We start from the raw sequence: 24,456 nt of genomic DNA, 5'->3' as shown, positions 1-24,456 counted from the left end.
CCGGAGGCACTAACCTTGTCCTTGCGGCCCCGGGCCCCGGCGTGCGCCGGAGCCCGGCGCGGGCTGAGTGGTCATACTCTAGACGCGGGCGCCAGGTCGTGCCAAGGCGCGCGCGTCACGCGGGCGTGGCGGAATGGTAGACGCAGCGGACTCAAAATCCGCCGGAGCAATCCTTGTCGGTTCGAGTCCGACCGCCCGTACCAAGTATTGTTGATGACGTTGTCTGCGCGACGCGCGCCGAGCTGTGCGCGGGCGGACGTCAATAGCCAGATCGAACGGCTCTGATCGTCCGACGGGGGATCATCCCTTACTTGTAGGGGCGCGCGAGCAGCGCGGCCTAGGGAGTCGCGTTAGGCGAGGATTGGCGGCCTAAATCGCGCGTGAGACCTCTTCTTCACCCCTTCAGACTGCCATGTCTCGCCTCGTCTCCTCGCAGGTGAAGATTAACAGGAGCATTCCGAATGCCGCTGCCACCCGTGAGGATGAAGGCCACGAGGATCGCGCCTGCGCCCTCGACCGGGTGACGCGGCCGATACGAGCGGCTCGGTAGGTCGGCGAGGACCGACCTCAGCCCATTTTCGCTCACGCGGTGAGATCAGGCTCCAGCAAGCGGTGCAGGTGCACTACCACGTATTTCATCTCGGCGTCGTCGACCGTGCGCTGCGCGGCAGCGCGCCACGCTTTCTCCGCACTGGCGTAGTCGGGAAAGACACCGACGATGTCGATCGAGGAGAGGTCGGCGAAGTCGAGCGTGCGCGGGTCGGTCACGCGTCCACCGAAGACGAGGTGCAGCTTGCTCATGGGGCGGCTCCTGAGAGGGTGAGCGGCGACCGACTGCCGCCGCGCGACCCGAACAGGAGAGAGCAGCCGACGCGGCGCGCCAGACTGCTCTCCTGATTCCCGTGCGCTGTCGATGCCGCGGTGCCGGTCACCTGTTGTGATACGGCCTTAGCGCCACGCGTCGCGCGATAGAAGGGGTCAGCTGGCGGTCTTCACCTGCTCCTTGCCCGCCCTGGCGGCCGCGGTGCCGGCGCTGGTGGCCGCCTTGAGGACGCCCTGGAAAAGCGACTTGGCCTGGCCGCGCGCGCCATCCGGCGTGAGCCCCAGCTGCTCGATCTCAGAGCGCCCGGCCTCCTTGGCCGCGGCGAACGCCGCGCTTGCGGCCGCACTCACCTTCTTGCCCACCGGCGCGAGCAGCTCCTTCTCGCGGTGGCCGCGCGGGATCACCGCCGCCACCAGGGCGCCGAGCGCGAGCCCGCCGACGACGAGCCCGAGCGGGTTGGCCTCGAGCGTCTCGGCGGTGGCGTGCGCCGCCTCGCTCGCCCGGTCGCGTGCGCTCTCGTAAGCGTGTGACGCCACGTCGCGTGCTTGTTCCACGCCGTCGCGCAGACGGCCGTGGGTATCGTCATGATCATGCTGATGATGGTCGGTCATGGTCTCTATCCTCTCGGCCTGGCGGACGATGTTGATGTCACGATTTCTTCCTGCTCAGCACGCGCGCGATCCGCTTCCGGTTGAGGAAAGCGAACAGCAGCGCGCCTGCGCCCGCGACAGTGGCGGGGTTGCGCCGCGCGGCCTCGAGGCCCGCACGGGCGGCGCGATTGCCGTCATCCAGTACCTTTCCCTTGACGACGGTGACGAGCCGGCGCGGCTCCAGCTCGGCCTGCAATGACTCAACAGTGCCATTAAGCCGCGCGCGCGCCTCGGCCGCGCGCGCCTCGGCGGCAGTGACGTCCGCGCCGCTCATGCCCCCGGCCTAGCGGTCAGCCGTGACCGACCCGCGAGCGCGAGCACCAGTGCCACCACCAGCGCCGCGCCTACGACCGCGCCGGTCGCGAGACCAGGTCCGATCAACGTCGCCAGCGTCAGCACCAGGCCGATGAGCAACGTGATCAGCGCCGCGAGCGCGAGGATGCCCGCCGCTGCGAATAGCACCGCCGCCTTCTTGTATCGGGTCGCCGCTGCGCCCGCCCTGGCCTTGGCGAGCGCGATCTCGGCACGCGCCACGTCGCGCGCGTCGTGCGTGAGCCGCGCGACGAGATGGGGAATACTGGGCTCCCCGATCACCGGTTCACGAAGGTCCATCGCGTCAGGCGTCGCGCTGGTCGAGGCCCGCGCTCAGCAGCCGCGCGACGACGAAGCCTAGCCCCGCCGCGACGCCCACCGCCGCCGCAGGGCTCTTGCGCACCAGCTCGCGCGCGTCGGCGAGCAGGTCGTCGACGCTCTTCTCATCGATCGCGCTGGTGAGGCCCTGCACGCGATCAGCGGCGCCGCGTGCATATTCGCCGTATTGCGCGCCCAACTTGTCGTCGACCTGCTGCGCGGCGTCGCGGAGCAGCTGTGACAGCTGGCCGAGTGCGTCGCTCGCCTTGGCCTTGCCATCCTCGGCGAAGAGGCGTGCCTTGTCGACGGCCTGCTCGCGGCCCTTGGCGACATTGTCACGCAGTGCCTGCTTCGCCCCCGCCACAGTGCTACCGGGCTCGGCGGTGTTGTCGCTCAAGCCGCTCTCGGGTGAGAAATCCACGCCTGCGTCCTTGAGCGGGGCGGCGGGGGTGAAGCTCGCGTCGGCGGGCGGCGGGGTGATGTCACCGTCGCTGATCGGCTGCGCGGCATCGCGGTCCTGCTGGTCGGCCATGATCCATCCTTCCGTGATCGAAGTCGAACAACCGGCGCCGCTGGCGGGGGTTCCCTCGCGTTGCAGCCTAACGCGGTGATCGCTACACGCGGCGACGTCGCCGTTGAGGCAGCAAGCTAAGAGGATCGTAACGTGACCGCAATCATCGACCTGCACGGCCGCCAGATCATCGACAGCCGCGGCAACCCGACCGTCGAGGTCGACGTCCTGCTCGACGACGGCAGCTTCGGCCGGGCCGCGGTTCCCTCGGGCGCCTCGACCGGCGCGCACGAGGCCGTCGAGAAGCGCGATGGCGACAAGTCGCGCTGGTCGGGCAAGGGCGTCGACCGCGCGATCGAGGCGATCAACGGCGAGATCGCCGAGGCGATCGTCGGGCTCGACGCCGAGGACCAGCTCGAGATCGATCAGGCAATGATCGAGCTGGACGGCACCGAGAACAAGGGACGGCTCGGCGCCAACGCGATCCTCGGCGTCAGCCTCGCGGCGGCCAAGGCGGCGGCGGACGCGCGCGGCCTGCCGCTCTACCGCTACGTCGGAGGCGTCGCCGCGCACGTGCTGCCGGTGCCGATGATGAACATCATCAACGGCGGCGAGCATGCCGACAATCCGATCGACTTCCAGGAATTCATGGTGGTGCCGGTGGGCGCTGACTCGCTCGCCGAGGCGGTGCGCTGCGGATCGGAGATCTTCCACACGCTCAAGAAGGGGCTGAGTGAGAAGGGGCTTGCCACGGCGGTCGGCGACGAGGGCGGCTTCGCGCCCAATCTCGCCAGCACCACCGACGCGCTCGACTTCATCATGACGTCGATCGAGCGCGCCGGCTACACGCCGGGCGACGACGTGATGCTGGCGCTCGACTGCGCCGCGACCGAGTTCTTCAAGGACGGCAAGTACGTCATCTCGGGCGAGAACCTCACGCTCGAGCCGGAGGCGATGGCCGACTATCTCGCCGATCTCGCCGCGCGCTACCCGATCTTCTCGATCGAGGACGGCATGGCCGAGGATGATTTCGCGGGCTGGAAGGCGCTGACCGAGGCGATCGGCAACAAGGTGCAGCTGGTCGGCGACGACCTGTTCGTCACCAACCCGAAGCGGCTGCGCGACGGCATCCGCCAGGGCCTGGCCAACTCGCTGCTGGTCAAGGTCAACCAGATCGGTACACTGAGCGAGACACTGGAGGCGATCCGCGTCGCCGAGCGCGCCGGCTATACCGCGGTGATGTCGCACCGCTCGGGCGAGACCGAGGATTCGACGATCGCCGACCTCGCGGTCGCGACCAACTGCGGCCAGATCAAGACGGGCAGCCTCGCGCGTTCGGACCGGCTCGCCAAGTACAACCAATTGATCCGCATCGAGGAGGAACTGGGCGACGTGGCGCGCTACGCCGGGCGCGACGTGCTCCGCACGCGCTGAGGGGGCTTGCCAAGGGCGTGGCGGCGCGCGAGAATCGCGCCGTCATGCCCGCCCGCAAACCCGATCGTCTCCGGACCATTCTCCGCTCCGCCGCGCTGCCCGCGCTCGCGGTGACGATCATGCTGTTCTTCGGGGCCTATGCGATCCTGGGGCCGAACGGCGTGCTGGCGCTGGGCGATTACAAGCGCCAGCTGGCGACGCGCGAGCGGCAATATTCGGCACTCGACGCGCGCCGCGAGATGCTGCGCAACCGCGTCGCGCTGCTCGACCCGCGCCACGCCAACCCCGACATGGTCGACGAACTCGTGCGCAAGCAGCTCAACGTGGCGCATCCCGACGAGGTGATCGTCCCGCTCCACTGAGGAACGATGGCGTGAGTGGGGCGGCATTTGCGCCCCAACGAGGTGCGCCGGCGAAGGCCGGGGCCAAGGTGGGTGACCGTTGTGAGTCATCCCTTCGGCTCTCCCGACTGCGCCCCGGCCGTCGCCGGGGCACAAAGCCTTGCCGGAATGGGGAGCGTGTCCGATAACTCGCGCTCGCCCTCCTCTCACCGCCCCAGGAACGTCAGCAAATCGCGCGTCAGGCGCTCGCCCTCGGTCGCGAACAGGCCATGCGGGGCGCCGTCATATTCCACCAGCTGCGCGCCCTGGATGCCGCGCGCGGCCTGGCGCCCGCTCGTGTCGATCGGCACCGTCTTGTCGCTGGTGCCGTGCAGGACGAGCGTGGGGACGCGGAACGCGGGCAGGTCGCCGCGGAAGTCGGTGTGACCGAAGCTTTCCGCGCATTTCAGCGTGGCCTGCAGACCGGCCTGCATCGCGAGCCGCCATGCCCAGTCGAGCGTCGCCTCGCTGACTGGGCTGGTGACATAGCCGACACCGAAGAAGTCCTTGAAGAATGAGCGAAAGAAGTTCGGCCGGTCCTTCGCGATACCGTCAGCGATGCCCTGCAGCGTGTCCTCGGGCACGCCGTCGGGATTGTCGTCGGTCTTGAGCATATAGGGCACGACCGAGCTGATCAGCGCGGCCGAGATCACGCCCTTGCCGTCGTAGCGCGACTGGTAGCGCGCCACCTCGCCGCCGCCCATCGAGAAGCCGACGAGCGTCACGTCCTGAGTCGCACCCGCCGCCTCGAGCACATCGCTCAGATCGTCGGTCAGAGTGTCGTAATCATAGCCCGACCACGGCTGGCCCGACCGCCCGAAGCCGCGGCGGTCATAGGCGATCGCGCGGAAGCCGGCGTCGGCCAGCGCCTTCATCTGCGGATCCCAGCTGTCCGACGAGAGCGGCCAGCCGTGCAGCAGCACCACCGGGCGACCCTCGCCCCAGTCCTTGACGTAGAGGTCGGTGCCGTCGCGCGTCTTGACGTAAGGCATAGGGCTCACTCCATCGGAAACTAAGCCACGTTAACTTCTGCCCAGCGCCGCCGTTCCGCTCAGCCGGTCGCGTCGGCGGGGACGTTGGCCGCGGCGCGCGGCTGGGCGGCGAGGAACGTCGTCACGTCGCCGAGCGTCACCTCGCGATCGAGATAGGTCTGGCCGATCCCGCGTGCGAGCAGGAAGGGCAGGGTGCCCGCCTCCATCTTCTTGTCATGGCGCATATGATCGACCAGACGCTCGGCCGGGGCATCGATACCCGCGGCGGCGAGCCCGTCGGGTAGACCGCTGGCGCGCCAGTGCGCCGCGACGCGCTCGGTGTCAGCGGTCGGGCAGCGCCCGGTCGCGGCCGAGAAAGCGAAGGCGAGCGCGCAGCCCGCCGCGACCGCCTCGCCGTGGAGCAGCCGGTCAGAGAAGCCCGCCTCCGCCTCGAGCGCGTGGCCGAAAGTGTGGCCGAGATTGAGCAAGGCGCGACGGCCATTGGTCTCATGCTCGTCCTCGGCGACGATCCGCGCCTTGGAGGCGACCGCATGGGCGATGGCGTGGGTGCGCGCCGCCGGGTCGCCGGCGAGCAGCGCGGCGCCGTGGCGCTCGCACCAGGCGAAGAAGTCGGCGTCGTCGATCAGCCCGTATTTGACCACCTCGGCATAGCCGGCGCGCACCTGGCGCGCGGGCAAGGTGTCGAGCACGTCGGGGTCGATCAGGACGAGGCGGGGCTGGTGGAAGGCGCCGATCAGGTTCTTGCCCGCGCGCGCGTTGATCCCGGTCTTGCCGCCGACCGAGGAATCGACCTGCGCCAGCAAGGTGGTCGGGATCTGGACGAAGCGGCAGCCGCGCTTGAGGATCGCGCTGGCGAAGCCGACGAGGTCCCCGATCACGCCGCCGCCGAGCGCCACGACATGGTCGCCGCGCTCGACCCCCAGCGCGAGCAGCTGGTCGGTCAGCTTCTCGAGCGTGGCCCAGCTCTTCGACGCCTCGCCGGCGGGGAGCACGATCGAGCGATGCCCGACCCCGACCGAGTCGAGCGCGCCGCCCAGCGCGGCGAGATGGTCGGCGACGTTGACGTCGGCGACGATGACCAGCGGACGCCGGCCGGCCAGCGGCGCCAGCAGCTCGCCGGCGCGGCTCAGCAGCCCGGGCTCGATCACCACGTCGTAGCTGCGCTCGCCCAGTCGCACGGGGACGGTCGCACGAGCGCCGGTCTGTTCGATATTCATCTGCCCAGGGCCTCCAGGATCGCGCGCACGGTCGTCTCATGCGGGGCGTTGGCGCTGGCGATGCGGAGATGCGCCAGCGCGTAGAGCGGGTTGCGGACGGCGGCGAGGTCGCGCAGCACCGCCGCCGGGTCGCGCCCGCGCAGCAGCGGGCGGGTGTCGCGACGGCGCACGCGCTCGGCCAGCACCTCCACCGGCGCGTCGAGCCAGATCGCCAGTGCCTCGGCGAGGATCAGCGCGCGCGTCTCCTCGTTGACGAAGGCGCCGCCACCCGTCGCGATCACCTTCGGACGGCCGTCGATCAGGCGCTGGATCACGCGGCGCTCACCGTCACGGAAATAGGCCTCGCCGAACTGCGCGAAGATGTCGCTGATCGACATACCTGCGGCGGACTCGATCTCGGTGTCGGCGTCGACGAAGGGTAGGCCGAGCCGCGTCGCCAGCCGACGACCGACGGTGGATTTGCCCGCGCCCATCAGCCCGACCAGCACGATCGGCTGGCCGATCCAGGCGGCTCCTCGTTCGCGCGGGGCAGGCGGGCTTTGCAACATCGTCGGCAGGGCTATACAGCGCCTTCATGCCCCGGCAACAGCGTGCGCGCCGCGCGCTTCTCCCGGGGCGGTAGGGCGCGTGCGCGATGGGGTATCCATGTCTCGGTTGATCGTCTCGGTGGTGGTGTTGCTGGTGATCGTGCTCGGCGCCTTGTTCTTCCTCGCCGGGCGCGCGACCGAGCAGCCGACGACCCGGGTCGAGAAGGCGGTCGAGCTTGGCAACCTCGCGAACTAGGCGCGCGCTCGTCGCGGGCGCCGCCGCGCTCGCGATCGGTGCCGCCGCGGCCGCGCAGCAGAGCCCCGAATCGCTGCTGCCGCCCGGCTTCAGCGACAACGCGCCGACGCCGTCCCCGGCGCCCGCCGCGGCGGCGCCTGCTGTGGCTGGATCAGGCGCGGCGCCCCCGACCGCGCCGCGCGTCACCGCGACGACGCCGGCCGGCCCGCTGCCGCCGCTCCCGCCGCTGGCGATGCCGACGCCGGGTGCGACCCCGACGCCGGCCGCGCCGCGCTATGAGATGCCCGCCTTCGCGCGGCGCTCGCTCGCACAGCTCGGCCCCAGCGACAGCTTCGCCGCCGACGCCTTCGCCGGCGCCGACGGCCGCTACGTCGAGCGGCTGATGCGGCGGCTGTCCGCGCCGCTGCCGTCGCGCTGGCTCCAGATCGCGCTGCGCCGGCTGCTCGCCGCCGAACTGGTCACGCCCGCGCATGTGAACGGCGCCGATTTCGCCGCCGAGCGCGCCTGGCTGCTGCTGCGCATGGGCGAGTCGATCACCGCGCGCGCCGTGGCGCAATCGGTCGATCTCGACCGCGTCACCCCCAAGCTGCGCCAGGTGTGGATGCAGGCGGCGCTCGCCACCGCCGACCCCGCCGCGCTGTGCGCGCTGGCGCCGGGAGCGGGCGACAGCGAGCCCGGCTGGATCGTGGCGCGCGCGATGTGCGCCGGCCTCACCGGCACCGGTAAGACGCAGCCCCTGCTCGCCGACATGCGCCGCCGTCGTGTCGCCAGCGGGATCGACCTGCAGCTCGCGCAGAAGGTGATGGGCGCCGGGCTCGACAGCCGGCAGGCGATCACGATCGAGTGGGCGCCGGTGACTCAGCTCACCGCGTGGCGCTTCGGCCTCGCGACCGCCACTGGCGTTGCGGTGCCCGGCGAGCTGTACGGCACGGTCGGCCCGCAGGTGACCGCGTGGCGCGCGCTCGCGCCGGCGATCCCGCTCGCCGAACGCGCCGCGGTCGCCGACCGCGCCGCGGCGATGGGTGCGCTGTCGAGCGCGGCGCTGGTCGATCTCTACTCGGCGCTGGCCGATGGCGACGACGTGCCTGCGCCGCTGGCGCGAATCGCCAATGACCTGCGCGACGCCTATGTCGGCGACAGCCTCGACACGCGGCTGGCGGCGATGGCGCGGCTGTGGGACGCGGCCGAGACGCCGGCGGCACGCTACGGCCGCCTGATCCTCACCGCGCGCGCCGCGGCGCGGCTGCTGCCCGCGGGCGAGGTGGCGCAGGCCGACCGGCTCGTCGCCTCGATGCTGAGCGCGGGGCTGGACCGCACCGCGCAGCGCTGGCGCGGCCACGTCCGCGCCGGCAGCGACGCCTGGGCGATGCTGCTGCTCGCCGACCCCGACGGCGGCGCGCGCGGCGCCAACCCGCGCGACTATGCCCCCAGCGGCGCCAATGCCGAGCGCAAGAAGCAGCTGTTCTTCGCCGGGCTCGCCGGCCTGGGCGAGGTGCCCGCCGCCGACCTCGCGGACGAGGGCGAGCGCTTCGGCGTACCGGTCACGCGCGTCGACAGCTGGACGCGCGCGCTCGACCAGGCGGTGACCGCGCGCCAGCAGGGAACGGTGCTGCTGCTTGCCGCCGTCGGTCTCCAGGCGCGCGGCTGGGAGACGGTGCCCGCGGCGTCGCTCTACCGCGTCGTCGCCGCGTTGCGCGCGGTCGGCCTCGACGGCGAGGCGCGGATGATCGCGGCCGAGGCGCTCGCGCGGCTCTGATGGCCGGGCGCGGGCTCACGACTGGGGCGGGCGCCTCGGCGGAGGACCGGCAGGCGATCGAGCGCTTCCTCGAGATGCTGGCGGCACAGGCCGGGGCGGCCGCGAACACGCTCGCCGCCTATCGCCGCGACCTCGCGCTCGCGTCCCAGGCGCTCGACGGCGGGCTGGCGCGCGCCGACGCCGTCGCGCTGGGCCGGCTCGCGGACGGCTGGACCGCGCTCGCCAGCGCCAGCGTCGCGCGCAAGGCCTCGGCGCTGCGGCGCTTCTTCGCCTTCCTCGCGGAGGAGGGCGCGCGTGCCGACGATCCCTCGGCCGCGCTGCCGCGCCCCCCCGCGCGCCGCGCGCTGCCGCGCACGCTGAGCCACGCCGACGTCGACCGGCTGTTCGCCGCGATCGCCGAGCGACTCGCGCGCGATCCCGTGATCCCGACCGACCTGCGGCTCGCCGCGCTGATCGAGCTGCTCTATGGGTCGGGGCTGAGAGCGAGCGAGCTGGTGTCGCTCCCGCGCAACGCGATCCACCCCGACCGGCCGTTCCTGATCCTGCGCGGCAAGGGCGGCAAGGAGCGGCTGGTGCCCCTCTCAGATCGTGCGCGCGCCGCGGTGGCGGCGTGGCGCGCGCATGTCGCGACCGATCGCGCCTTCCTCTTTCCCTCCGGCGCGACTCACCTGTCGCGCGTGCGATTGTTCCAGCTGGTGCGCGCGCTCGCCGCCGAGGCGGGGATCCCGCCCGATCGGATCAGCCCCCATGTGCTGCGCCACGCCTTCGCGACTCACCTGCTGGAGGGCGGCGCCGACCTGCGCGCGCTGCAGACGATGCTGGGCCATGCCGACATCGCCACCACCGAGATCTACACGCATGTCGACAGCAGCCGACTGGTCGCGCTGGTCAACGAGCGGCACCCGCTCGTTGACGCGTTGCGTCACCGCGACTAGCTGCGGCCGATGCCTAGTTTCCTCGACTTCGAGAAGCCCATCGCCGAGCTGCAGGCGCGCATCGACGAGCTGCGCGACACCGGCGCCGAGGGCGCGATCGACATCTCCGCGGAGATCGCCAAGCTCCAGGCGAAGTCCGACAAACAGCTCAAGGACACGTTCGCCAAGCTGACGCCGTGGCAGAAGACGCAGGTGGCGCGCCATCCCGAGCGCCCGCACTTCCGCCACTATGTCGCCGGCCTGTTCGACGAGTTCGTGCCGCTCGCGGGGGATCGCGCGTTCGGCGACGACCAGGCGATCCTCGGCGGCTTCGCCACCTTCCGCGGCCAGCGGGTCATGGTGCTCGGCCATGAGAAGGGCGACGACACCGCCAGCCGCCTCAAGCATAATTTCGGCATGGGCAAGCCCGAGGGCTATCGCAAGGCGATCCGGCTGATGGAGCTGGCCGATCGCTTCGGGCTGCCGGTCGTGACCTTGGTCGACACGTCCGGCGCCTTCCCCGGCATCCAGGCGGAGGAGCGCGGCCAGGCCGAGGCGATCGCGCGCTCGACCGAGGCGTGCCTCGCGCTCGGCGTGCCGCTGGTCGCGTCGATCGTGGGCGAGGGCGGCTCGGGAGGCGCGATCGCGCTCGCCAGCGGCAATCGCGTGCTGATGTTCGAGCACGCGGTCTATTCGGTGATCTCGCCCGAGGGCTGCGCCTCGATCCTGTGGCGCACCGCCGATCGCGCTCCCGACGCCGCCGAGGCGATGAAGGTGACCGCGCAGGATCTCAAGGGACTCGGTGTGATCGATTCGATCGTTCCCGAGCCGCTCGGCGGCGCGCACCGCGATCCCGCGGGAGCGATACGGGCGCTGGGTGACTCGCTTGAGCGCGCGCTCGGCGAGCTGACGCCGCTCACGCCGGAGGCGCTGCGCCAGGATCGGCGCGACAAGTTCCTCCGCATGGGCCGGCTGAGCTGACGCTGCCCGCTTTCGTATCAACTTCTTCCGTCATGCTGAACTCGTTTCAGGATCCACGGTGCCGCGTACATCATGCGTGAGGCGCTCGCGGGACGGTAGATCCTGAAGCGAGTTCAGCGTGACGTCAGTGCTTGGCAGCGCACGGCCTGGCTCGAAGGCTCTCGCGAGAGCACGACCACGCCGCTTTGCCCCGAGCAAGAAAAAGGCGGCGGGACCGAGGTCCCGCCGCCCTTAACACAAGAGCTGACCGGCGGATTACGCGCCGTTGGTGCTCATCGTGGTCTGCACCTTGGTGAAGGTGTTGGTCAGCTGGTTGCCCAGGCCCTTCATCGCCGTGATGGCGGCGACGGCGACCAGCGCGGCGATCAGGCCGTACTCGATCGCGGTGGCGGCCTTGTTGTTCTTAACGAAAGCGCGAATCTTCTGCATGTCGATCTCCGAGACAAATTGGCTTCAGTTACCCGGCCGATGAGCCTCTGGGGCTCCAGCGATGTCCGGTGTAGCTCCGGGACGGTTGAGAAAGACTTAAGTCTGTTCCAATGATCGCAGAAATTTACGTAGATTAGTTCAGGTCAAGTCTCAGCGGCCGACGCGCAGGTTGGTCGACACCGTGGTGAGAACGTCGCTGAGCGCGGTGGACACGCGGCCGAGGCCCGCGGAGATCGCCAGCGCGATCGCGGCCAGGATCAGGGCATATTCCACCGCTGTCGCGCCACGACCGTCGCGGCCGAGGCGCGAGAAGAGCGGGCGTCGGTGTCGAGGGCGTGCCATGGCGCGATCCTAGTGCATAATTAGTTAAGGATCGGTTCGATGACGATGCTGGTCGTCGCCGCGGCGCTACTCGATCCGGCGGGGCGCTGCCTGATGCAGCAGCGGCCGGCCGGCAAACGCCACGGCGGTCTGTGGGAATTCCCGGGCGGCAAGGTCGAGCCCGGCGAGTCGCCCGTCGAGGCGCTGGTGCGCGAACTCGCCGAGGAGCTCGCCGTCACGGTGGAGCCCGCGGCGCTCATGCCGCTGTCCTTCGCCGCAGACGCGGCGCCCGACGCGTGCCCGCTGGTCATGCTGCTCTACGTGGCGCGCGCCTGGCTGGGCGAGCCACGCCCGCTCGCCGCCGCCGCGCTGCGCTGGGACGAGCCCGACGCGCTCGCCGCGCTGCCGATGCCGCCGGTCGACGTCCCCCTGCTCGCCGTGCTGCGCGAGTCGCTTGCCCGCGGCGACGCGCTGGCCTAGGGGCGCCGACGCGACAGGTTCCCCGCGAGGGGAAGTAAGAGGGAAGCCGGTAGCTTGAACGCGATCCGGCGCTGCCCCCGCAACTGTGACCGGCGAGCCCCTCTCCCGCGCGTGCCACTGGACCGATGGTCCGGGAAGGCCGGAGCCGGGGCGCTGACCCGGGAGCCAGGAGACCTGCCCGTCGCCGTTGTCCTTCGCGCGGACGGGGTGTGCCGGGCGATCGAGGTCTTGTCCTCGCGTGACGACGATCGGGCGGCAGCGCCGCGGCACGGTGCCGCGCGTCCGCCCGCGACCGTGTGGGGGACGACGTGACCATATCCTATCGCCGCATCGCGACCGCGCTGCCGCTGCTGCTGCTCGCGCCCGCGGCGCACGCGCAAAGCGCGCAGTCGACCGAGGCGCTGGAGCAGGCGACCCGCGCGGGCGACGACGTGATCGTCACCGCCGCGCGTTCCGCCACGCCGGCGGGCAGCGTGGCCGAGGCGGTGACGGTGCTCGACACCGCGACGATCGAGCGGCGCCAGACGGTGGTGCTCGCCGACCTGCTGCGCCAGACTCCTGGCATCGCGGTGGCGCGCACCGGCGGCGTCGGCGGTGTCACCTCGGTGTTCATCCGCGGCGCCGAGAGCGACCAGACCGCGGCGCTGATCGACGGCGTGAAGATCAACGACCCGTCCGCGCCCGGCGGTGGCTTCAACTTCGGCGAGCTGCTGGTCGGCAATATCGCGCGGGTCGAGGTGCTGCGCGGCGCCTCCTCGGTGCTGTGGGGCAGCCAGGCGATCGGCGGCGTGGTCAACATGATCACGCGCCAGCCGACCGAGCGGCTGAGCGTCAACGCGCGCGCCGAGGGCGGATCGATGGGCACCGCCCAGGCCTTCGCCAACGTGTCGGGCCGTGCCGGCGTGATCGCGGCGAGCCTGGGCGGCGGCTATTACACCACCGACGGCATCTCGTCCTACGCGCGCGGTAGCGAGCGCGACGGCTTCCGCCACTACGGCGGCAATGCCAGCGTGACCGCGACGCTGGCGAGCAACGTCTCGGTCGACCTGCGCGGCTTCTACGCCAGCGGTCGCACCGAGTTCGACGGCTTCCCACCGCCGAATTACACGTTCGGCGACACGCGCGAGTATAGCGACGCCGAGCAGTGGGTCGGCTATGGCGGCGTCAACGTCGCGCTGTTCGACGGCGCGCTGCGCAACCGGCTGGGCTATGCGCGCACCGACATCGCGCGCACCAGCTACGACCGCGACCTCACCCCGCGCGAGACGTATCGCTCGCAGGGGCAGAACCATCGCCTCGACTATCAAGGTGTCGCGGATCTCGGCGGGGTCGCGCGCGCGACCTTCGGCGCCGAGCGGGAGATCTCGCGGCTTTACACGCGCGGCTATGGCAGCACCGATCGTGGGCGCGCGCGGCTGTTCAGCCTCTACGGCCAGCTCGCGCTCACCCCCCTCGCCGGCGTGACCGCGACCGGCGGCGTGCGCCACGACGACCATGATCGCTTCGGCGGCGCTACCGTGGGCGCGGCGAGCCTCGCCTGGACGCCGAACGGCGGCGCCACTTCGCTACGCGGCAGCTGGTCGCAGGGCTTCAAGGCGCCGACGCTGTTCCAGCTCAACGGCAGCACCGGCAACCCCAACCTGCGCCCCGAGCGATCCGAGGGTTGGGACGCCGGCGTGACCCAGCGCGCGCTCGACGGCGCGCTGGAAGCGAGCGCGACATGGTTCCGCCGCGTCTCGCGCGACCTGATCAACACGCGCGCATGCAGCCCCGCGGTGGACGGGCCGATCTGCGACACGCGGCCGTTCGGCATCTACGACAATGTGGCGCGCACCCGCGCGCAGGGGCTGGAGTTCGCGCTCACGCTGCGCCCGGTCGAGGCGCTGACCGTCGCCGCCGCCTACACCTATCTCGACGGCGAGAACCGCTCGCCCGGCGCGAGCTTCGGCCTGCCGCTGCTGCGCCGCCCGCGCGACAGCACCACCGTCAACGCCGACTATCGCTGGCCGTTCGGCCTCTCCACCGGGGTGACGCTCACCGCGGTCGGTGACAGCTACGACGTCGGCCAGGTACGGCTCGACGGCTATGTCCTCGCCGACCTGCGCGCCGCGCTGCCGCTGACCGACAACATCGAGCTGTACGCGCGGCTCGAGAATGCCTTCGACCAGCGCTACGTGGTGGCGGCGGACTATGGCAATCCCAAGCGCGCCGCCTACGGCGGGGTGCGGCTGCGCTACTGACATGCGCGCGCGCGCTCTCCTGCTGCTGCTCGCGGCACCCGCGCTGGTCTCCGCCGCGACGCCGCGCGCGCCGCGCATCGTCTCGATCAATCCCTGCCTCGACGCCGTGCTGGTGCGAGTCGCCGACCCCGCGCAGATCGCCTCGATCAGCGCTTACTCGCAGGACGCGCGCTCCAGCTCGATCCCGCTCGCGCTGGCGCGGCGCTTTCCCGCCAACGCGGGGACCGCGGAGGAGGTGGTGGCGCTGCGCCCCGATCTTGTGGTCGCGGGCGGCCATGTCGCCCCCGCGACCGTCGCGGCGCTGGCGCGGCTGGGCGTGCCGCTCGCGCAGTTCGCGGTGCCCGCGACGGTGGAGGAGAGCGTCGCCCAGGTGCGCGACCTCGCCGCGCGTGTCGGCCACCCGGGGCGCGGCGCGGCGCTCGCGGCGCGGATCGAGGCGGCGGCGCGGCCGGCGCACGTCACGCCGCTGCCCGCGCTGATCTTCGGCGCGGGCGGGCTGGTGCCCGGCGCGGGGACGCTGCCCGATGACCTGCTGACCCGCGCCGGTTTCCGCAACGCCAGCGCCGCCTACGGGCTAGCGCGCTGGGACGTACTGCCGCTTGAGCATCTCGTCGCCGCGCCGCCGCGCGTGCTCTTCTCGGTCGCCGCGGCGGAGGGTGGGGGCGAGCGCGCCGAGCACCATCCCGCGCTGCGTCGGCTCGCGCCGCGGCTCGCCACCGTGCCCTTCCCGGCGCGGCTGATGAATTGCGGCGGGCCGACGATCGTCGACGCCATGACGCTGTTGCGCGGTGCGCGGACACAGTTCGGAGAGGGACGATGAGCCGAGCGACGTTGTGGCTGCTGCTCGCGCTGCTGCTAGCCGCGGCGGGCTCGCTCGCCGCGGGCAAGGTATGGGTGCCGCTCGACGCCTGGACCAGCGCCGACCCGCGCTCGATCATCATCGTCGAGCTGCGCCTGCCGCGCACGATCCTCGCGCTGATCGTCGGCGCCGCGCTGGGCGTCGCGGGCGCGGCGATGCAGGGCTATCTGCGCAACCCGCTCGCCGACCCAGGATTGTTCGGCGTCTCGTCGGGCGCGGCGCTGGGCGCGGTCTGCGCGCTCTTCTTCGGCTATGCCGCCCAGGCCTGGCTGCTGCCGCTGTTCGCGCTGGCAGGAGCGGCCGCGACGATGGCGGCGCTCGCGCTGATCGCGGGACGCTCGGCCAGCCTGGTGGTGTTCACGCTCGCGGGGATGGTGTTGACCAGCCTCACCGGCTCGCTCACCGCGCTGGCGATCAGCCTGGCGCCGACGCCGTTCGTCGCTTCCGAGATCGTCACCTGGCTGATGGGCGCGCTGACCGATCGCAGCTGGAACGACGTCGGGCTCGCGCTCCCGTTGGTGACGATCGGCCTCGCGGTGCTGGCGCGCACTGCCCCCGCGCTCGACGCGCTGACGCTGGGCGAGACGGCGGCGCGCTCGCTCGGGGTGGAGCCGCGGCGGCTGCAGCGCGCGATCGTGCTCGGCGTGGCGCTCACGGTCGGCGCGACGGTGGCGACCGCGGGGGTGATCGGCTTCGTCGGACTGATGGTGCCGCATCTCGTCCGCCCGCTCGCGCGCCACCGGCCCGGCGCGACCTTGTGGCCGAGCGCGCTCGCGGGCGCGCTGCTGGTGACGGTGGCGGACACATTGGTGCGGCTGGTGCCGAGCGCGAGCGAGCTGCGGCTCGGCATCGCCATGTCGCTGCTCGGCGCGCCCTTCTTCCTCTACCTGCTGCTGCGGCTGCGCCGGCGGCTGGCATGAGCGCGCTGACGACCGAGGCGCTGACGCTGTCGCTCGGGGGGCGGCGCGTGCTCGAGGAGGTGACCCTCACGCTCGCACCCGGGCGCGTCACCGCGCTGCTCGGGCCCAACGGCGCGGGCAAGAGCAGCCTGCTCGCCTGCCTCGCCGCGCTGCGCCGGCCCGACTCGGGGGCGGCGACGCTCGACGGCAAGGACGTGGCGACGCTGCCGGCGCGCGAGCGCGCCCGCCGCATCGGCTTCCTGCCGCAACAGGCGGATGTGCACTGGGACGTCGACGTGCGCGCGCTGGTGGCGCTCGGCCGGTTGCCGTGGCGCGGGCGCGGCGCGGCGGACGCGGCGGACCGCGCCGCGGTGGAGCGGGCGCTGGAGGCGACGGCGATGACGGCGTTGGCGGGGCGGCCGGTCGAGCAGCTCTCCGGCGGCGAGCGAGCGCGCGCGTTGCTGGCGCGCGTGCTGGCGGGCGAGCCCGAGTGGCTGCTGGCGGACGAGCCGCTCGCCAGCCTCGACCCGGCGCACCAGCTCGACGTCGGCGCGCGGCTGCGCGCGGTCGCGACGGCGGGGGCGGGCGTCGTGCTGGTGGTGCACGACCTCAACCTCGCGGCGCGGCTGGCGGACTCGGTCGTGCTGCTGCGCGCCGGGCGCGTGGTGGCGGCGGGCGACACCGCGGCGGTGCTCACGCCCGAGGCGATCGCGGCGACCTATGGGGTGGCGGTGGAGGTGGGGGTCACCGCGCGGGGCGAGCGGTATATCGTGCCGGTAGGGCGGGTTTGAGCTACTGCATCTGGAGGCGCGACCGGGAATCGAACCCGGGTGCAAGGATTTGCAGTCCTCTGCGTCACCACTCCGCCATCGCGCCTCGATGCCGTGGAGGCGCGCATCTGCGGGCAGCGGCGCCGGCTGTCAAGCGCCGCCGCGCGGCAAAGTGATTGGCGAAGCGGCCGCCGCGCGATACAAGCCCGCCACGCGCAACGTGTGTTGCATTACTAAAACAGCTATGTCACAGGAACGTCCGATGACCGCCGCAGCCACCCTTCGTGACGACGACTTCACCGCGATGCGCCAGGCGATGGTGGCGAGTCAGCTGCGCACGGTCGCGGTGACCGATCCGCGCGTGGTGGCGGCGATGGCGGAGGTGGCGCGCGAGCGCTTCGTCCCCGCGCAGTCGACCGCGATGGCCTATCGCGACACCGCGATCGCGCTGGGGCAGGGGCGCGCGCTCAACACGCCGCTCGCCACCGCGCGGCTGCTGGTGGAGGCACGGCTGCGCGCGAGCGACCGCGTGCTGCTGATCGGCGCGGCGGCGGGCTATACCGCGGCGGTGCTCGCCCGGATCGTCGCGGACGTCGTGGCGGTGGAGGAATCGTCCGATCTCGTCGCGCACGCGCGCGCCGCGCTCGGCGACGAGCGCAACATGACGCTGGTCGAGGCGCCGCTCGCGCAGGGTCATGCCGCGGGCGCCCCGTACGACGTGCTGCTGGTCGACGGCGCGGTCGAGGAACTGCCCTCGACCTTGCTCACCCAGGTGGTCGACGGCGGTCGCATCGCGACCGGTCTGATCGAGCGCGGCGTGTTCCGCCTCGCCGCCGGCGCGCACCGGGGCGCCGCGACCGCGCTGACGCCGTTCGCCGACATCGACTCCGTCCGCCTGCCCGGTTTCGACAAACCGCGCAGCTTCAGCTTCTGATCGAGGTATCCGCTTGCGCCGACGTTCGCTGCCGCTGCTCCCGCTGCTCGCGCTGGCGAGCGCGCCGCTCTCCGCCGAGACGCTGCGCGACGCATTGGCCAAGGCCTATGAGAACAACCCGACGCTGACCGCGCAGCGCGCGGCGCAGCGCGCCAACGACGAGAATGTGCCGATCGCGCGCGCCGGCGGCCGGCCGGTGCTGTCGACCTCGACCGGGGTCAACGAGAACCTGCTGCGCGGCGGCAACAGCTTCACCACGCCCGAGCGCCAGCTGAGCGCTTCGGCCGGGGTGACGCTGCCGATCTACCAGGGCGGACGGGTGAAATATGGCGTCCGCGCCGCGGAGACGCGGGTCGAGGCCGGGCTGGCCAACCTGCGCGGGGTCGAGGCGAGCACTTTCACCGACGTGGTCGGCGCCTATAACAACGTGATCCGCGACGAGGCGATCGTCGCGCTCAACGCGCAGAACGTGCGCGTGCTGGAGACCAACCTGCGCGCCAGCCGCGACCGGTTCGAGGTGGGCGACCTCACCCGCACCGACGTGGCGCAGTCGCAGGCGCGGCTCAGCCTCGCGCGCGCGCAGCTCCAGTCGGCGCAGGCGACGCTGATCGCCAGCCGTGAAAATTACGTCCGGCTAGTCGGCGCTCCCCCGGGCACGCTCGAGCAGCCGCCCGCGCTCCCCAAGCTGCCCGACAGCGCCGATGCCGCGGTCGAGATCGCGCTGCAGGACAATCCCAACCTGCTCGCCGCACGCAAGGTGCGTGAGGCGACCGACTATGACGTCAAGGTCGCGCGCGCGGGTCGCCTGCCGCAGCTCGGCGCCACCGTCGGGCAAAACTACTTCAACTATCTCGGCACGCTCGGGCGCGGCAACGCCGCCGGGCTGGGAGTCGGCCAGACCGGCACCGCCACCGCGATCGGCGCCTCGATCAACCTGCCGATCTTCCAAGGCGGTCGCGTCGCCGCGCAGCTGCGTCAGGCGCAGGAACTGCGCGGCCAGGCGATCGAGCAGGCGACCGGCGCCGAGCGCCAGGTGGTGGCGCAGGCGCGCTCCGCCTATGCCGTTTGGCGCTCGTCGCTCGAGGTGATCGCCTCGGCCGAGGCGGCGGTCAACGCCAACAAGCTCAGCCTGGAGGGCGTGCGCGCCGAGAACAGCGTCGGCACGCGCACCATCCTCGACATCCTCAACGCCGAGCAGGAGCTGCTCAACAGCCAGGTGACGCTCGTGAGTGCGCGGCGCGACGCTTATGTCGCGGGCTTCTCGCTGCTCGCGGCGATGGGCCACGCCGAGGCCGCGGACCTCGGGCTCGACGGCGGTGCGCTGTACGACCCCACCGTCAACTATCGCGCCACGCGCGGGCGCTTCAACGATTTCGCGCGCACCCGGGCGGCGGAGCCGGTCGCCGGCAGCACCGCCGCGATCGGCGCGCAGGACGCCACGGTCACGCGCCAGCTGGATCCTCTGCTCGAGAGCAATGTTGACAGATCGCCCGCGTTGACGACAGGTGTGGACCGACCGCGCCCTTGATCTAGCGCGGGAAAACACGCTGTGGGGACCGATTGATGGCGGATCTGAACGCCGAGCCCTCGATGGAGGACATCCTCGCCTCGATCAAGCGCGTGATCAAGGAGGGTGAGACCCAGCCGACGCGCCGGCCGGCACCGCGCCCGCTCGGCGGCCATGATCGCGACCATGTGCTCGAGCTCAACGACTCGCTGGCGGCGCCGACGCCACCCCCGGAGCCCTCGCGCTTCCCGGAGCAGCGTGGGGCCGAGCAGCGCGCTGCCGAGCCGCCGGTGCCGACCTTCGCCCAGGCCGAGCCGAGTTTCACGCCGCCTCCGTCACCGGTTCCCGCGCCGGCGGCGACGGTGGCCGCCGCGGCGCCCGAGCCGGCGGTCTCACCGGCGACGGTCGAGGCGACGCGCGGCGCGCTCGGTGCCTTGTCGCGGCTGGTGGTCAAGCCCGAGCCGGACAGCGACGGTACGCTGGAAGGCCTGGTGCGCGACATGCTGCGCCCGATGCTGAGCGACTGGCTCGACCACAACCTGCCGCGGCTGGTCGAGCAGATGGTCGCGCGCGAGATCGCCAAGATCACCTCCGGGCAGGGATAGGCGGGGGGGCGGACAGTCGGGGAAAACGTAGAGCCTCGACGTCGTGTTGCTCTTCGCTTGGTTGCACGACCGGACCTGCCGGTCCCAACGGCTTCCGCGCCCGTGATTGACCTCACGACCGCAGCGGCAGCTCCAGCGCCACCACCAGCCCGGGCGCGGCGTCGTCGAGCGTGACGCTCCCGCCGTGCAGCCGTGCGACCGCGGCGACCAGCGAGAGCCCCAGCCCGGCACCGTTGCCGCCGCGCGCCTCGTCGACCCGACCGAAGCGACTCAGCGCGACCGCGCGATGCTCGGGTGCGATGCCGCTGCCTTCGTCGGCGACGCTCACGATCGCCGCCTGCGGCGTCGCCGCGAGCGACAGCGTGATCGTGCCGGCGCCATATTTCAGCGCATTGTCGATCAGATTGCCGAGCGCCTGGGCGATCAGCTCGCGGTGCAGCGGCATCGTCAACGGCATCGGCGCGACGACGCGGATCGCGCGCTCGGCGTCCTCGGCGACCGGACCGTAGATCTCGGCCAGCTGCTCGAGCTCGTTGGCGAGATCGACCGGGGCGAAGGACTCGCGCCCGATCCCCGCCTCGGCGCGCGTGATCCGCAGCGCGGTCTCCACCAGCGCGAGCACCCGCTCGCCCTCGCTGAGCGCGCGGTCGACCGCTTCTTGCGCCGCGGGCTCGCTCACCTGCGCGGCGGCGCGCTCGAGCGCCGAGCGCAACCGCGTCAGCGGCGACTTGAGATCGTGCGCCAGCGTGTCGGTGGCGATCGTCAGCTCGCTCACCAGCATGTCGAGGCGGTCGAGCGTCAAATTCACCGAGTCGGCGAGCAGGGCGAAGGCGTCGCCACTGCGATCGTCGGCGACGCGGCGCGACAGGTCCCCGCCGCGCACCGCCCGCAATGTCGCCACCGTGTCGTCGAGCCGCGTGACGATCATCCGCGCTGCCAGCCAGGCGGCCAGCGCGGCGAAGGCGATCGCGAGCGAGAGGGCGACCAGCATCGCCGCCTCGAGCAGGCGCACGGTGCGACGCTCGCCTTCCACCACACTGCCGGTGAGCAGCCGCGCGCCGCCGGGCAGCCGCGTCGCGCGCACCAGCATCGCCTCGGGCGCGTCGTGGCGGCGGCGGTAGAGCTCCACCGCGATCGTGCCGTCGTCGGGGAGGATGTTGGGTGGCCAGGCAGAGAGATTGCCCGCCAGCCGGTTGCCCGCCGCGTCCGCCAACAGCACGACCGCGCCCGCGCGCGCGGGCCGCAGACCGCGCAGCTCGATCGCGCGCGCGAGGCCGGCGGTGCCCGCGTCGCTCTGGATCGCGAGCAGGTCCTGGCGCAGCACCTCCTCGGTGGCGAGCGCGCGATCGTAGACCTGGCCGCGCACGATCGCGCGCAGCGTCAGCAGCAGCGTCGCCGCCGCGGCGACTTGCAGCAGGAAAACCAGCGCGGCGAAGCGCGCCGTGGTCGAGCGCCAGTGCACCTCAGCGCGCGCGCATCTCAGGGGTTCACGCCGAGCCGGTAGCCGGAACCGCGCACGGTGTGCAGCAGCGGTCGCGCGAAGCCCTCGTCGACCTTCTTGCGCAGCCGGCTGAGATGCACGTCGATCACGTTGGTGCCCGGGTCGAAATGATAGTCCCACACGCCCTCGAGCAGCATCGTGCGGGTGACGACCTGCTCGACGTGACGCAGCATGAACTCGAGCAGCCGGAACTCGCGCGGCTGCAGCTCGATCGTCTTGCCGGCGCGCCTGACTCGGCGCGCGAGCAGGTCGACCTCGAGGTCGTCGCAGCGCAGCACCGTCTCCACCGCCGGCGCGCTACGGCCGCGACGGACCAGCAGCCGGATGCGCGCGAGCAGCTCGGCGAAGGCGAACGGCTTGACGAGGTAGTCGTCGGAGCCGTTGGTGAGCCCTTTGACCCTGTCCTCGGGCGAGCCGAGCGCGGAGAGCACGATCACCGGCGTCTCGATGCCGGCGCCGCGCATCGCCGCCAGCACGGCCATGCCGTCGATGCCGGGCAGCATGCGGTCGAGCACGACGCAATCGTAGCTGCCGTCGGTGGCGTGGAACAGGCCATCGCGCCCGTTATCAGCGCGGTCGACCACGAAGCCCTCCTCGCTCAGCCCCTTGGCGACGAAGTCGGCGGTGGTGGCATCGTCCTCGATCAGCAGGATCTTCTGCGACACGCTGTACCTCTCATCGCCCGCGGACCTCGATCGGCAGGTCGCGCGCGCCGCGCCGCACCACCAGCTTCACCAGCGGGTGTGTTGCCATCTCGCGCTGTACTTCCGCAAGCGTCGCGGGCGCGCGGCCGTCGATCCTCTCGACGAGGTCGCCGACCAGCAGGCCGGCACGCTCCGCCGGGCCGCCCGCGCGCAGGCTGGTCACCATCGGCAATACGCCGCGCGGGGGCGCGGTGGAGACGAAGGTGGCGCCGACCGAGTCGCCGCGCGCGTGATGGAGCTGGTGGACACCGCGCAGCGCCAGCGCGGAGCCGAGCGCGGCGAGCACCGCCGAGGCGAGCACCGCGCGGTCGAGCGGTTGCAGCCGGGTCACGACGCCTCCCGCCGGTGCTCGAGCAGTGCGTCGAGTCGCGCCGTGACGACATGCTCGATCATCTCGTGCAGCCGCAGGATCTCGAGCTCGGCGCGCAGGTTCACCTCATAGTCGAGCCGTGCTGCGAGCCGATCCTTCGCCGCCTGACGATTCTGGCTCATCATGATCACGGGCGCCTGGATCGCTGCCAGGGTCGACAGCATCAGGTTGAGGAAAATGTAGGGATAGGGGTCGAAGGCGTGGCCGAGCCGCGGCAGCACGCCGCTGTTGAGCAGCATCCAGCCGACCAGCAGCAGCGTGAAGGCCAGGATGAAGCCCCAGGAGCCGCCCACCGCCGCGACCCGGTCGGCGAGCCGGTCGCCGAGCGTCGCTGTCTCCTCGTCGACGTCGCCGGCGTCCCGCGAGATCGGCAGCCGCTCCTCGATCTTGGTCAGGACGCGGCGCTCCTCCGCGTCCAGCGCCGTCGCTGACTTGCCGAGCAGCCGGGCGGCGAAAGCGTGGACGGGGTGGCTGGCCATGCGCGACGGTCTCCGCTGACGCCGCGGCGCGGGGCGTCGAGCCTCTTGTGCCCGCGCCGGGCTGTTCGAGCGATGAGCATAAGATGACGAATCGCTAATGTTTTTGTCAGCGCGCTGGCAGGCGGCGGCGGGCAGGGGGGAGGACATGGAGCCGCCGCTTTCCCCGCGCGCCGCGCTGGACGAGCGCATCTGCCGGCTGATCTGCCCGATCGCCTCGGCGATGGTGGGCGTGTGCCTCACCGGCATCGGCCTGCTCCATCTCGGCATCGCGGGTGGTCGGCGCGCCGGCGTGGCGGACGATCTGCTCGCGATCGACTCGCTGCTGTTCCTGGTGGCGACGCTGACGTCCTACGTGGCGCTGCGCGGCGCGTCGCGCCGCCGGCTGCACCTGATGGAGCAGCTCGCCGACGCCTGCTTCATCCTCGCCATGCTGCTGCTCACCGCGGCGTGCTTCGTCATCACCTACGCGCTGAGTGCCTGAGCCATGACTGACTTCCCCGCGCCGCCGCGCCGTCGCAACCCGCTCGGCGTCGCCCTGGCGCTGCTCGCCGGGATCGCGCTGCTGGTGCTCGGCTATCTCGGTTCGCTCGGTTACTATAACGCCTCGATGTACCGGCTGGTGCCGGCGGCACGGGCGCCCTCTCCGGCGCAGCGCGGGCTGGTGGCGGTGCTGCTCTCGGGCGATTCCGGCTTCGACGCCGGGATGACCCCGCATATTGGGCGTACGCTGGCGGCGCACGGTATCCCCGTCCTCGAGATCAACTCGCTGACCGCCTTCCGCGAGGGACGCACTCCTGCGGAAGCCGCCGCGCTGGTCGCCGAGGTGACCCGCCGCGCGCTCGCGCTGCCGGGGGCAGAGCGGGTGCTGCTGGTCGGCCAATCGTTCGGCGCCGACATGCTGCAATATGGCGCGAGCCTGCTGCCACTGCCGCTGCGCGCGCGCGTGCCGCAGCTGATCCTCGCGGTTCCCGGCAACACCTTGCTGTTCCGCGCCACCCCCAACGGCCTGTTCGACGGACCGCCCGACCGTGCCGCGCTGCCGAGCGCGCGCCGCGTTGACTGGGTACCCGTGCTCTGCGTCCATGGTGCGACCGAGGCGAACAGCCTGTGCCCGCTATGGCGCCAGCGCAACGTGCGCGCCGTGGCGCTGCCCGGCGACCATTACCTCAACCATGACCCGGATCGGCTGTGCGCGACGGTGTGGCGGGCGGTCCGCCAGGGCCGCTGAGCGCCACATTACCGATTATTCAGTCGACGACGAAGCTCCCGCAATGCGCGCCGTCCTAC

The 24,456-nt window shown here is 71.9% G+C and carries 30 protein-coding genes, 2 tRNA genes and 1 riboswitch; of the genes, 17 read left to right on the top strand and 15 right to left on the bottom strand.

Translation table 11 applies throughout. The features are described 5' to 3' along the window. Window positions 1-119: 119 nt before the first annotated feature. Window positions 120-203: transfer RNA gene (locus K7957_RS16840), tRNA-Leu, on the top strand. 379 nt (window positions 204-582) lie between these two features. Here K7957_RS16840 and K7957_RS16835 read toward each other — a convergent pair. The 5 genes from K7957_RS16835 to K7957_RS16815 form a co-directional block, all read right to left on the bottom strand. Continuing rightward, the gene (locus K7957_RS16835; RefSeq protein ID WP_132907437.1) at window positions 583-801 is read right to left on the bottom strand and encodes a DUF4170 domain-containing protein; all 219 of its coding nucleotides are present in this window, start codon (window positions 799-801) and stop codon (window positions 583-585) included. Between the two features lie 177 nt (window positions 802-978). Next, window positions 979-1,434 carry a hypothetical protein gene (locus tag K7957_RS16830; protein WP_223013463.1) on the bottom strand — a complete coding sequence of 152 codons (456 nt, stop codon included), beginning with the start codon at window positions 1,432-1,434 and terminating at the stop codon, window positions 979-981. Between the two features lie 37 nt (window positions 1,435-1,471). Then, a complete protein-coding gene (locus tag K7957_RS16825) occupies window positions 1,472-1,747 on the bottom strand; it encodes a DUF3618 domain-containing protein (protein WP_223013461.1) in 276 nt (91 codons plus the stop codon). Beyond that, window positions 1,744-2,085, bottom strand: coding sequence for a phage holin family protein (locus K7957_RS16820; RefSeq protein WP_223013459.1), 342 nt, complete (start codon window positions 2,083-2,085; stop codon window positions 1,744-1,746). The genes K7957_RS16825 and K7957_RS16820 overlap by 4 nt, the downstream gene beginning before the upstream one ends. A gap of 4 nt (window positions 2,086-2,089) precedes the next feature. After that, window positions 2,090-2,635 (bottom strand): hypothetical protein, encoded by a 546-nt coding sequence (locus K7957_RS16815; RefSeq protein ID WP_223013458.1) that lies wholly within the window; start codon window positions 2,633-2,635, stop codon window positions 2,090-2,092. Between the two features lie 132 nt (window positions 2,636-2,767). On the opposite strand from K7957_RS16815, the gene eno reads away from it, so the two are divergent. Together eno and K7957_RS16805 are read left to right on the top strand one after the other, a co-directional pair. After that, window positions 2,768-4,048 carry a phosphopyruvate hydratase gene (gene eno / locus K7957_RS16810; RefSeq protein WP_223013457.1) on the top strand — a complete coding sequence of 427 codons (1,281 nt, stop codon included), beginning with the start codon at window positions 2,768-2,770 and terminating at the stop codon, window positions 4,046-4,048. A gap of 44 nt (window positions 4,049-4,092) precedes the next feature. Next, on the top strand, window positions 4,093-4,410 hold the full coding sequence (locus tag K7957_RS16805; protein WP_246617207.1) for an FtsB family cell division protein: 318 nt from the start codon (window positions 4,093-4,095) through the stop codon (window positions 4,408-4,410). A 185-nt stretch (window positions 4,411-4,595) separates the two neighbouring features. On the opposite strand, the gene K7957_RS16800 is transcribed toward K7957_RS16805, so the two are convergent. Genes K7957_RS16800 through K7957_RS16790 form a run of 3 tightly spaced genes read right to left on the bottom strand, consistent with a single transcriptional unit; the run spans window position 4,596 to window position 7,185 of the window. Continuing rightward, on the bottom strand, window positions 4,596-5,420 hold the full coding sequence (locus K7957_RS16800; protein ID WP_223013456.1) for an alpha/beta fold hydrolase: 825 nt from the start codon (window positions 5,418-5,420) through the stop codon (window positions 4,596-4,598). A gap of 59 nt (window positions 5,421-5,479) precedes the next feature. After that, the gene (gene aroB / locus K7957_RS16795; protein WP_223013454.1) at window positions 5,480-6,637 is read right to left on the bottom strand and encodes a 3-dehydroquinate synthase; all 1,158 of its coding nucleotides are present in this window, start codon (window positions 6,635-6,637) and stop codon (window positions 5,480-5,482) included. Next, window positions 6,634-7,185 carry a shikimate kinase gene (locus K7957_RS16790; RefSeq protein ID WP_223013452.1) on the bottom strand — a complete coding sequence of 184 codons (552 nt, stop codon included), beginning with the start codon at window positions 7,183-7,185 and terminating at the stop codon, window positions 6,634-6,636. The genes aroB and K7957_RS16790 overlap by 4 nt, the downstream gene beginning before the upstream one ends. 97 nt (window positions 7,186-7,282) lie before the next feature. Here K7957_RS16790 and K7957_RS16785 point away from each other — a divergent pair, with 97 nt between their 5' ends. From K7957_RS16785 to K7957_RS16770, 4 genes are read left to right on the top strand one after another with little or no spacing between them, the layout of a single operon-like run. Next, a complete protein-coding gene (locus K7957_RS16785) occupies window positions 7,283-7,420 on the top strand; it encodes a hypothetical protein (protein WP_165926994.1) in 138 nt (45 codons plus the stop codon). After that, a complete protein-coding gene (locus tag K7957_RS16780; RefSeq protein ID WP_223013450.1) occupies window positions 7,401-9,176 on the top strand; it encodes a hypothetical protein in 1,776 nt (591 codons plus the stop codon). Before K7957_RS16785 ends, K7957_RS16780 begins: the two co-directional genes overlap by 20 nt. Beyond that, window positions 9,176-10,111, top strand: coding sequence for a tyrosine recombinase (locus K7957_RS16775; RefSeq protein ID WP_223013448.1), 936 nt, complete (start codon window positions 9,176-9,178; stop codon window positions 10,109-10,111). The genes K7957_RS16780 and K7957_RS16775 overlap by 1 nt, the downstream gene beginning before the upstream one ends. A gap of 9 nt (window positions 10,112-10,120) precedes the next feature. Then, complete coding sequence (locus tag K7957_RS16770; RefSeq protein WP_223013446.1) at window positions 10,121-11,071, top strand: acetyl-CoA carboxylase carboxyltransferase subunit alpha; 951 nt, start codon at window positions 10,121-10,123, stop codon at window positions 11,069-11,071. Between the two features lie 255 nt (window positions 11,072-11,326). On the opposite strand, the gene K7957_RS16765 is transcribed toward K7957_RS16770, so the two are convergent. Together K7957_RS16765 and K7957_RS16760 are read right to left on the bottom strand one after the other, a co-directional pair. Beyond that, on the bottom strand, window positions 11,327-11,500 hold the full coding sequence (locus tag K7957_RS16765; protein WP_223013444.1) for a Flp family type IVb pilin: 174 nt from the start codon (window positions 11,498-11,500) through the stop codon (window positions 11,327-11,329). Between the two features lie 150 nt (window positions 11,501-11,650). Next, the gene (locus K7957_RS16760) at window positions 11,651-11,842 is read right to left on the bottom strand and encodes a Flp family type IVb pilin (RefSeq protein ID WP_223013442.1); all 192 of its coding nucleotides are present in this window, start codon (window positions 11,840-11,842) and stop codon (window positions 11,651-11,653) included. Window positions 11,843-11,887: 45 nt separating this feature from the next. Here K7957_RS16760 and K7957_RS16755 point away from each other — a divergent pair, with 45 nt between their 5' ends. From K7957_RS16755 to K7957_RS16735, 5 genes are all read left to right on the top strand, one after another. Then, entirely contained in the window at window positions 11,888-12,301 is a 414-nt protein-coding gene (locus K7957_RS16755) for a (deoxy)nucleoside triphosphate pyrophosphohydrolase (RefSeq protein ID WP_223013703.1), read from the top strand. Then, window positions 12,300-12,497, top strand: a riboswitch (cobalamin riboswitch). (Overlaps the previous gene by 2 nt.) A 112-nt stretch (window positions 12,498-12,609) precedes the next feature. Next, window positions 12,610-14,541, top strand: coding sequence for a TonB-dependent receptor plug domain-containing protein (locus tag K7957_RS16750; protein ID WP_343228441.1), 1,932 nt, complete (start codon window positions 12,610-12,612; stop codon window positions 14,539-14,541). Window position 14,542: 1 nt separating this feature from the next. After that, on the top strand, window positions 14,543-15,361 hold the full coding sequence (locus K7957_RS16745; protein ID WP_223013440.1) for an ABC transporter substrate-binding protein: 819 nt from the start codon (window positions 14,543-14,545) through the stop codon (window positions 15,359-15,361). Next, the gene (locus K7957_RS16740; protein WP_223013438.1) at window positions 15,358-16,320 is read left to right on the top strand and encodes a FecCD family ABC transporter permease; all 963 of its coding nucleotides are present in this window, start codon (window positions 15,358-15,360) and stop codon (window positions 16,318-16,320) included. The genes K7957_RS16745 and K7957_RS16740 overlap by 4 nt, the downstream gene beginning before the upstream one ends. Beyond that, a complete protein-coding gene (locus K7957_RS16735) occupies window positions 16,317-17,090 on the top strand; it encodes an ABC transporter ATP-binding protein (RefSeq protein WP_223013436.1) in 774 nt (257 codons plus the stop codon). The genes K7957_RS16740 and K7957_RS16735 overlap by 4 nt, the downstream gene beginning before the upstream one ends. A gap of 11 nt (window positions 17,091-17,101) precedes the next feature. Here K7957_RS16735 and K7957_RS16730 read toward each other — a convergent pair. Further along, window positions 17,102-17,175, bottom strand: a tRNA-Cys gene (locus K7957_RS16730). 156 nt (window positions 17,176-17,331) lie between these two features. Here K7957_RS16730 and K7957_RS16725 point away from each other — a divergent pair. Genes K7957_RS16725 through K7957_RS16715 form a run of 3 tightly spaced genes read left to right on the top strand, consistent with a single transcriptional unit; the run spans window position 17,332 to window position 20,115 of the window. Next, entirely contained in the window at window positions 17,332-18,003 is a 672-nt protein-coding gene (locus K7957_RS16725; protein ID WP_223013434.1) for a protein-L-isoaspartate O-methyltransferase family protein, read from the top strand. Window positions 18,004-18,016: 13 nt separating this feature from the next. Further along, entirely contained in the window at window positions 18,017-19,531 is a 1,515-nt protein-coding gene (locus tag K7957_RS16720) for a TolC family outer membrane protein (RefSeq protein ID WP_246617206.1), read from the top strand. Window positions 19,532-19,566: 35 nt separating this feature from the next. Then, window positions 19,567-20,115, top strand: a complete 549-nt coding sequence (locus K7957_RS16715) for a DUF2497 domain-containing protein (protein ID WP_223013432.1) — start codon at window positions 19,567-19,569, stop codon at window positions 20,113-20,115. Between the two features lie 112 nt (window positions 20,116-20,227). On the opposite strand, the gene K7957_RS16710 is transcribed toward K7957_RS16715, so the two are convergent. The 4 genes from K7957_RS16710 to K7957_RS16695 are packed head-to-tail and all read right to left on the bottom strand — an operon-like array spanning window position 20,228 to window position 23,169. After that, the gene (locus K7957_RS16710) at window positions 20,228-21,577 is read right to left on the bottom strand and encodes a HAMP domain-containing sensor histidine kinase (RefSeq protein ID WP_223013430.1); all 1,350 of its coding nucleotides are present in this window, start codon (window positions 21,575-21,577) and stop codon (window positions 20,228-20,230) included. 17 nt (window positions 21,578-21,594) lie between these two features. Then, complete coding sequence (locus tag K7957_RS16705) at window positions 21,595-22,281, bottom strand: winged helix-turn-helix domain-containing protein (protein WP_223013427.1); 687 nt, start codon at window positions 22,279-22,281, stop codon at window positions 21,595-21,597. A 10-nt stretch (window positions 22,282-22,291) separates the two neighbouring features. Further along, on the bottom strand, window positions 22,292-22,651 hold the full coding sequence (locus K7957_RS16700; RefSeq protein WP_223013425.1) for a PDZ domain-containing protein: 360 nt from the start codon (window positions 22,649-22,651) through the stop codon (window positions 22,292-22,294). Then, window positions 22,648-23,169, bottom strand: a complete 522-nt coding sequence (locus K7957_RS16695) for a DUF1003 domain-containing protein (RefSeq protein ID WP_223013423.1) — start codon at window positions 23,167-23,169, stop codon at window positions 22,648-22,650. Before K7957_RS16695 ends, K7957_RS16700 begins: the two co-directional genes overlap by 4 nt. Window positions 23,170-23,314: 145 nt before the next feature. On the opposite strand from K7957_RS16695, the gene K7957_RS16690 reads away from it, so the two are divergent. Beyond that, window positions 23,315-23,650, top strand: coding sequence for a hypothetical protein (locus tag K7957_RS16690; protein WP_223013421.1), 336 nt, complete (start codon window positions 23,315-23,317; stop codon window positions 23,648-23,650). A 3-nt stretch (window positions 23,651-23,653) separates the two neighbouring features. After that, a complete protein-coding gene (locus K7957_RS16685; RefSeq protein ID WP_223013419.1) occupies window positions 23,654-24,397 on the top strand; it encodes a virulence factor in 744 nt (247 codons plus the stop codon). Window positions 24,398-24,456: the final 59 nt, after the last annotated feature.

The organism is Sphingomonas yunnanensis (assembly GCF_019898765.1).
Taxonomy (GTDB): Bacteria; Pseudomonadota; Alphaproteobacteria; order Sphingomonadales; family Sphingomonadaceae; genus Sphingomonas; species Sphingomonas yunnanensis.
Note: the sequence above shows the minus strand (reverse complement) of the source record. Positions and strands in the feature narration are given on the sequence as shown.